This window comes from Gallaecimonas xiamenensis 3-C-1 (assembly GCF_000299915.1).
GTDB lineage: Bacteria > Pseudomonadota > Gammaproteobacteria > Enterobacterales > Gallaecimonadaceae > Gallaecimonas > Gallaecimonas xiamenensis.
Genome location: NZ_AMRI01000020.1, coordinates 78,665 through 86,784 on the forward strand (window position 1 = coordinate 78,665; position 8,120 = coordinate 86,784).

Annotated in this window: 5 protein-coding genes; 3 read left to right on the forward strand and 2 right to left on the reverse strand. The window is 61.8% G+C overall.

The window, feature by feature from the left end; all coding sequences use genetic code 11:
• Positions 1-215: 215 nt before the first annotated feature.
• The gene (gene purL, locus B3C1_RS13945) at positions 216-4,088 is read right to left on the reverse strand and encodes a phosphoribosylformylglycinamidine synthase (RefSeq protein ID WP_035482236.1); all 3,873 of its coding nucleotides are present in this window, start codon (positions 4,086-4,088) and stop codon (positions 216-218) included.
• Between the two features lie 131 nt (positions 4,089-4,219).
• Here purL and mltF point away from each other — a divergent pair, with 131 nt between their 5' ends.
• Entirely contained in the window at positions 4,220-5,680 is a 1,461-nt protein-coding gene (mltF, locus tag B3C1_RS13950) for a membrane-bound lytic murein transglycosylase MltF (protein ID WP_008485596.1), read from the forward strand.
• Between the two features lie 202 nt (positions 5,681-5,882).
• On the opposite strand, the gene tadA is transcribed toward mltF, so the two are convergent.
• Positions 5,883-6,416 (reverse strand): tRNA adenosine(34) deaminase TadA, encoded by a 534-nt coding sequence (gene tadA / locus B3C1_RS13955; RefSeq protein ID WP_008485597.1) that lies wholly within the window; start codon positions 6,414-6,416, stop codon positions 5,883-5,885.
• 126 nt (positions 6,417-6,542) lie between these two features.
• Here tadA and B3C1_RS13960 point away from each other — a divergent pair, with 126 nt between their 5' ends.
• Positions 6,543-7,376 carry a mechanosensitive ion channel family protein gene (locus tag B3C1_RS13960; RefSeq protein WP_008485598.1) on the forward strand — a complete coding sequence of 278 codons (834 nt, stop codon included), beginning with the start codon at positions 6,543-6,545 and terminating at the stop codon, positions 7,374-7,376.
• Between the two features lie 127 nt (positions 7,377-7,503).
• The coding region (locus tag B3C1_RS13965; protein WP_008485599.1) for a hypothetical protein at positions 7,504-8,120 on the forward strand (617 nt) is incomplete at its 3' end.

The following is an 8,120-nucleotide window of genomic DNA, read 5'->3' on the forward strand; positions in this document are numbered from 1 at the left end:
ACCTCGGTAAGCGACTGGAGGCGAGGGTCAAGCGGAACGCAGGGCAATGGTTTTGCCCACTTTTGCCGAAACAAAAGTGGGGCGCGTGCAGGGGCGCCCCCCTGCGTATAAAGGAACTATCAGGTCTCAACCAAACCCCGAACAGAACCCCCAAACCTCCACCACTCCCCCAATAAAAAACCCGCGCAAGGCGGGTTTTTTATTGTCAGGTGGCGTTAGCCAATAGACTTCCGTGCATTCTGGAACATCCGCATCCAAGGACCATTCTCGCCCCACTCCTCGGGGTGCCAGGAATGGGCGATGGTGCGGTGTACCCGCTCGGGGTGCGGCATCATGATGGTGACGCGGCCGTCCAAAGTGGTGAGCGCTGCAATACCTTCCGGTGAGCCGTTGGGGTTCAGGGGGTACTGGGCGGTGACCTGGCCATGGTTGTCCACGTAGCGGGCAGCCACCTTGCCGGAACCATTAAGGGCGGCGAAGTGGGCGTCATCTACGAACTCGGCGCGGCCTTCACCGTGGCTGACGGCGATGGGCAGGCGGGCCCCTTCCATGCCGGTAAAGAACAGCGACGGGGTCTTTTCCAGCAGCAGGGTGGCAACCCGAGCTTCGAAGCGCTCGGAGCGGTTGGTCACGAAACGGGACCAGTGCTCGGCGCCGGGGATGATGTCTTTGAGGTTGGACATCATCTGGCAGCCGTTACAGACGCCAAGGGCCAGGGTGTCGCCACGGCCGAAGAAGGCCTCGAAGGCGGCGCGGGCACGCTCGTTAAAGAGGATGGACTTGGCCCAGCCTTCGCCGGCGCCTAGCACGTCACCGTAGCTAAAGCCGCCACAGGCCGCTAGGCCCTGCATCTTGGTGAGATCTTCACGGCCAGAGAGGATGTCGGACATGTGCACGTCGATGGCGCGAAAACCCGCGCGGGTAAAGGCAGCGGCCATTTCCTGCTGGGAGTTAACGCCCTGCTCACGGAGGATGGCGATGGTGGGGCGCACACCTTTGATGATGTAAGGGGCGGCCACATCTTCTTTGATGTCGAAGGTTAGCACCGGGCTGATGCCGGGGTCGCTGTCGTCGGTTTTCAGCGCAAACTCTTCGTCGGCGCAGACCGGGTTGTCGCGGCGCTTTTGCATCTGGTGGGTGGTTTCGGCCCAAATACCGCGCAGCACGCCGCGCTTGGCGGCCAGCACTTGGGCGCCGTCTTTGCTAAAGCGCACCGTGTCGTCGCCATTCAAGGTGCCGATGTCGTGCACCAGGTGCTTGATACCGTGGCCGGCCAGCACCTTGTTGATAGCGTCGAGGTCTTCTTCGCGCACCTGGATAACGGCGCCCAGCTCTTCGTTATACAGAGCGCTCATGGCGTCGCCGCCCAGGGCGCTGATATCGGCGTCGATACCCACGTGGCCAGCAAAGGCCATCTCGGCCAGGGTCACGAACAGGCCGCCGTCGGAGCGGTCGTGGTAGGCCAGCAGCTTGCCGTCCAGCAGCAGCTCTTGCACGGCGTGGAAGAAGCCTTTAAAGGCCGCTACGTCGTCCAAGTCCGGGGTTTCAACCCCCAACTGGCGGGTGACCTGGGCCAGGCAGCTGCCGCCCAGGCGCTGCTTGCCGGCGCCAAGGTCAATCAGCAGCAGGCGGGTAGCGCCTTTGTCGGTTTTCAGCTGCGGGGTCGCGGTTTTGCGCACGTCTTCAACACGGCCAAAGGCGGTGATGATAAGGCTCAGCGGCGCGGTAACGGCTTTGCCGTCCCACTGGGTCTTCATGGACATGGAGTCCTTACCCACCGGTATGGTGATGCCAAGGGCCGGGGCCAGCTCTTCGCCTACGGCTTTCACCGCTTCATAAAGGCCGGCGTCTTCGCCGGGGTGGCCGGCGGCGGCCATCCAGTTGGCGCTGAGCTTGATGCGTTTCAAATCACCAATGGCGCTGGCTGCGATGTTGGTGATGGACTCAGCCACCGCCAAACGGGCAGAGGCGGCGTGGTTCAAAAGCGCCACCGGGGTGCGCTCGCCCATGGCCATGGCTTCGCCGTAGTAGGTGTCAAAACTGGCGGCGGTAACGGCCACGTCTGCCACCGGGATTTGCCAGGGGCCAACCATCTGGTCGCGGGCGGTAAGGCCGCCCACGGAGCGGTCGCCGATGGTAATAAGGAAGGTCTTCTCGGCGATGGTGGGCAGGCGCAGCAGGCGCTCGGCCGCCTCTTGCACGCTGATGTCGAACTTGAGTTCGTTACCGGCGGCGCTGCGGCTTTCTACATCCCGGTGCATCTTGGGCGGCTTGCCCAAAAGCACGGAGAGCGGCAGGTCGATGGGGTTGTTGCCAAAGTGCTTGTCGCTGAGCTTTAAGGTCTTCTCTTCGGTGGCAGTGCCTACCACAGAGTAAGGGGCGCGCTCGCGCTCACAGATGGCGTCAAACAGGGCCAGCTTGTCGGCCGGCACCGCCAGCACGTAGCGTTCTTGGGATTCGTTACACCAAATCTCCAGCGGGCTCATACCCGGCTCGTCGTTGGGCACGTTGCGCAGCTCAAAGCTGCCGCCACGCTCGCCGTCGTTGACCAGCTCGGGGAAGGCGTTAGAGAGGCCACCGGCGCCCACGTCGTGGATAAAGCAGATGGGGTTGGCATTGCCCAGCTGCCAGCAGCGGTCAATCACCTCTTGGCAGCGGCGCTCTATTTCGGCGTTGTCGCGCTGCACCGAGGCAAAGTCCAGGTCTTCGTCAGACTGGCCGGAGGCCATGGAGGATGCCGCGCCGCCGCCAAGGCCGATGTTCATGGCCGGGCCACCCAGCACGATAAGCTTGGCGCCAACCGGGATCTCGCCCTTTTGCACGTGCTCTTCGCGGATGTTACCCAGGCCCCCTGCGATCATGATGGGTTTGTGGTAGCCGCGCACTTCCAGGCCGTTGAAGGAGTTCACTTCTTCTTCATAGGTACGGAAGTAACCCAGCAGCGCCGGGCGGCCAAATTCGTTGTTAAAGGCGGCGCCGCCCAGGGGGCCGTCAGTCATGATGTCAAGGGCGGTGACGATGCGTGACGGCTTGCCAAAATCCTGCTCCCAGGGCTGCTCGAAGCCTGGGATACGCAGGTTGGACACGGTAAAGCCAGACAGGCCCGCCTTGGGGCGGGCGCCGACGCCGGTGGCCCCTTCGTCACGAATTTCCCCGCCGGAGCCGGTAGCGGCGCCAGGGAAGGGGGAAATGGCGGTGGGGTGGTTGTGGGTTTCCACCTTCATCAGGATGTGGATGGGTTCCACATGGTAGGCAAATTCGTTGCTGCCGGGGTCGGGGAAGAAACGGCCGGCGGTGGAGCCGGTCATTACCGCCGCGTTGTCCTTGTAGGCGCTCAGCACATAGTCCGGGGTTTGCTCGAAGGTGTTTTTAATCATCTTGAACAGGGACTTGGGCTGCGCCACGCCGTCTATGGTCCAATCGGCGTTGAAAATCTTGTGGCGGCAGTGCTCGGAGTTGGCCTGGGCGAACATATAGAGTTCGATGTCGTTGGGGTTACGGCCCAGGGCTTTGAAGTTTTCTACCAGGTAGTCGATTTCGTCGTCTGCCAGGGCCAGGCCCATGCGCTGGTTGGCGCTGTCCAGGGCGGCGCGGCCTTCCCCCAGGATGTCGACGCTGGCCAGCTGGCTGGGCTGGGCCTTCTTGAACAGGGCCTCGCCGTCGGCTTCAGATGCCAGCACCGCTTCTACCATGCGGTCGTGCACCAGGGCCTTGAAGATCTTGGCATCGGCTTCAGCCAGGGTTACATCCAACTGGTAGAGGATGCCCCGTTCCAGGCGCTTGATCTTACCCAGGTCGCAGTTGTGGGCGATGTCGGTCGCTTTAGAAGACCAGGGGGAGATGGTGCCCAGACGGGGTACCACCACCAGGCTCAGGCCGTCCAGGTCGGCCGCTGCCAGGCGCGGGCCGTAGGTCAGCAGCTTTTCCAGACGCACTTGTTCGTCGTCGGTCAGGGTGTCGGTCAGCTCGGCGAAATGCACGAAGCGGGTGGAGATCTGGCTTACCGGAAGCTGGGCTGCGCGGCAGGCCGCCAGCAGTTTTTCCAGTCGAAACTCGGACAGGGCGGGAGCGCCTCGCAGGATTTGGATCGGCATTGGTCACCTGGGCAGACTGAGGGAGTTCTCGGGCGCCGCATTATAGAGGAAAAACGTTTGCTTTCCCATCCAGACGATCGGTTAGATTTCGCGCTTTTACCAACATCTGATATAAACGCCACCAGATGAGCAGAATCACGACCAAATGGCGGGGCTTTTGGCCGGCTCTGGTGCTCCTTGTGGCGGCCTGCCAAGACACCAGCCCCCAGACTCCTTCCCAAAGCAGCCAACTGGAAAGCATCCTCGAACGAGGAGAGCTGAGAGTGGGCACACGCTTTTCCGACACCACCTATTACGAAGCGGCCGACGGCCCGGCGGGCCTGGACTATGAACTGGCCGCCATGTTCGCCGATTACCTGGGTGTGAAGTTGGTAATAGAGCCCACCTATTCGTTGACCGAACTCTTCCCCAAGCTGGAAAAGGGCGAATACGACCTGTTGGCGGCTGGCCTTAGCGTGACCGACGAGCGCCGCGCCCATTTTCGCTTTGCCCCCGCCTACCAGGCGGTGAGCCAGAAGCTGGTGTACAAGCGCGGTAACCGCCGCCCCCGGGATTTTGACGATCTTAGCGGCAGCCTGATGGTGATGGCCTTCTCGGCCCACGCCGAACGCCTGGCCCAGGTAGCCAAGGGCCACCCGGAGCTGAAATGGTCGGAAACCTCCGACATGGACTCGGACGAACTCTTGCAACAGGTACTGGCCGGGCACCTGGACTACACGGTGGCGGACTCTTCCAACCTGGCCCTAAACCGCCGCTTCTACCCGGATTTGATGGTGGGCTTTACGGTGGCCGACGAACAGCCGGTGGCCTGGGCCTTCCCCAAAAACAACGACGACAGCCTCTATGCGGCGCTGATTGAGTTTTTTGGCGAGATGACCCAGACCGGTGTCATCGCCCGCCTGGAAGAAAAGTACTACGGCCACGTGCGCACCTTCGACTACGTGGACACCCGCTCCTTTATCCGCGCCGTAGACCGCAAGCTACCCCGCTACCAGCAGAGCTTTGAAAAGTACGCCGGGGATTTTGACTGGCGATTGCTGGCCGCCATGAGCTATCAGGAGTCCCACTGGAACCCCAACGCGGTGTCGGTAACCGGGGTGCGGGGCCTGATGATGCTGACCCTGGCCACCGCCGATTTTCTCGGTATCAACAACCGCCTGGACCCTGAGCAGTCCATTCGCGGCGGTGCCAACTACCTGCACCAGCTGTTTGAGCGCATGCCCGAGTCGATCCCGGCCCATGAGAGGGTCTGGTTTGCCATGGCCGCCTACAACGTCGGCGAAGGGCACGTGCTGGACGCCCGGCGCATCACCGAAAAACGCGGTGGTGACCCCAACGCCTGGGCCGACGTCAAAGACAGCCTGCCGCTGCTGCGCAAAAAGGCCTGGTACAGCCAAACTCGCCACGGCTACGCCCGGGGCGACGAGCCGGTCAAGTACGTGGACAACATCCGCCGTTACTACGAAACCCTGGTGTGGCTCCATGACCAGCAACTGGCCAAGTTGCAGGCCCAGCAGGAAGCCCAGGCCCAGCAAACCGCCGCCGAAGGGGAGCCGAGCCTGGAACAAGTAGCGCCCCAGGATTGAAAAATCCTGGGAAAGGCCTTATCTATGAAGGGAAGAATAACCGCCTCAGGCGGAAATAACGGCCATGGAAGCGCCCAGGAGGTTCTATGCTCAAACGCCGTACATCCCTACTGAAGAAAAAACGCAACATCCGGGGCCACGACTGGCGCCGCCACCTCAAGATGAAACGCTTGCACAAACGTAACCTGCACCGAAACCGCATTCACTCCTTGACGCAATTGCAGCGGTCGGCCGAGGCCGCTGCCTGAGCCGCCTTGTCGGCCTTCTTCTGGGCCCGGCGCATCCTGAAAAACCCGCTTAACTGCTCCGCACAGTCCGCCTCCAGTACCCCTGATGTCACCTCCAGTTGGTGATTAAGGGCCGGGTGGCGGCAGATGTCCATCACCGAGCCGGCAGCGCCGGTCTTGGCGTCACGGGCGCCAAACACCAAGCGTTTGACCCGGCCGTGTACCATGGCCCCGGCGCACATGGCGCAGGGCTCCAGGGTGACGTAGAGGGTGGTATCCAACAACCGGTAGTTCTGGGCCGCCGGGCCTGCCTGGCGTATGGCCTGCATTTCGGCGTGGGCGCTGGGGTCGTGGCAGCTGATGGACAGGTTGTAGCCTTCCCCCAGTATTTGGCCGTCGCGCACCAGCACCGCTCCCACCGGCACTTCACCGGCAGCGGCGGCCTTATCGGCCAGGGTCATGGCGTGGCGCATCCAACGGATGTCGTCTTCAAGCAAGATGTCGTTCATGGTGGCTCATTATACTGGGGTGGCCAGTGCTGCATCCACTGCCGTGGCCACCGGGCTGCGACATTGACGATTGCCAAGCGCTGACCCATGCTGATATCGCCGGATAAATGATTAAAGGGATTGAAAATGCTCAAGATTGAAGATGCTGATAAGTACGTAGACCAAGGCATCGAGCTGGTTATGGCCTACGCGCCCAAGCTGGTGCTGGCCATCATAGTGCTGCTGGTGGGCCTGTGGCTTATCAAGGGTTTTGCCAAGGTAGTGGACAAGGGCATGGAGTCGCGCAAGGTTGAGGCGACCTTGCGGCACTTCCTGAGGAACATGGTCAGCATCATCTTCAAGATCCTGCTGCTGATCTCCGTGGCTTCTTTGGTAGGTATCGAGACCACGTCCTTCGTTGCCGTCGTCGGTGCCGCCGGCCTGGCCATTGGCCTGGCCCTGCAGGGGAGCCTGGCCAACTTCGCCGGGGGTGTGCTGATCCTGTTCTTCCGCCCCTTCAAGGTGGGCGACTTTATCCAGACCAACGGCTACTCCGGTACCGTCAAAGAAATTCAGATCTTCAACACCATCATGACCACCCCAGACAACAAAAGGGTGATCATCCCCAACGGCAAGGTGTCCAACGACAGCCTGATCAACTTCAGCGCCGAAGCCACCCGCCGGGTCGACTTCGTGTTCGGGGTTAGCTACGGGGCCAATATCGACCAGGTTAAAGCCACCCTCAAGGAACTGCTGGACGCGGATACCCGCATCCACAAGGACCCGGCGCCCATGGTGGTGCTGTCTGAGCTGGCCGACAGCTCGGTGAACTTCACGGTGCGGGCCTGGGTGGATGCGGCCAACTATTGGCCGGTATTCTTCGACACCATGGAGACGGTCAAGAAAACCTTCGACACCAAGGGTATCGAGATCCCCTTCCCCCAGCGGGACGTGCACCTGTACCAGCACGGCGACAAGTGACACTAGCGTCACCCCAGCAAACCCCGGCCCTGCCGGGGTTTTTGTTTTTGCGTCATTACAGGTTAAGGTAAAGCACTCCCCCTCTCTTGCCGCTGCAACCTCTTACCCAAAACAAGGACAGCGGAAGATGAAAATCAGGACCCTTATCACCAGCCTCTGGCTGGCCCCAACGGCAGCGATGGCCATATCGCCGGCGCCGGTAACCCACGTGCTGCGCCAGGCCGACGGCACCGAGATCCACGCCCAACTCAAGGGCGGCCCCTTCCTCAACTGGTTCGAAGACGAGGAAGGCCATCTGCTGGTACAAAAAGACGGTAACTGGTATTTCGGCAAACTGCGCAGCAGCTTCCTGATGGCGCCCCAAAGCGGCAACCCCAGGGGCCAGATGAACGACGCCCCCCGCCGCTTCGAAGCCACCGACACCCTGGCCGGCCCGGGCACCCTGGCCCCCAGCGACGCCGTCAGCCATTACCACAGCACCGCCCTGCCCCCGGCCGTCCGCGAAGAGCTGAGCCTGGAAGGCGGTATCAGCACCAGGGAGCTGCGTAAAATTCCCCTGCCTCCGCCGCCCATCATCAAAAAGCGCTTGGAAAGCCTGGATACCGCCAGCCTGGCTGACGGTACCGTCAGCACCCAGGAGCTGCGTAAAATTCCCCTGCCACCGCCGCCCATTATCAAAAAACGCATCGATGGTGAGGCAGTCGAGGCCCTGGCTGATGGCACCGTCAGCACCCAGGAGCTGCG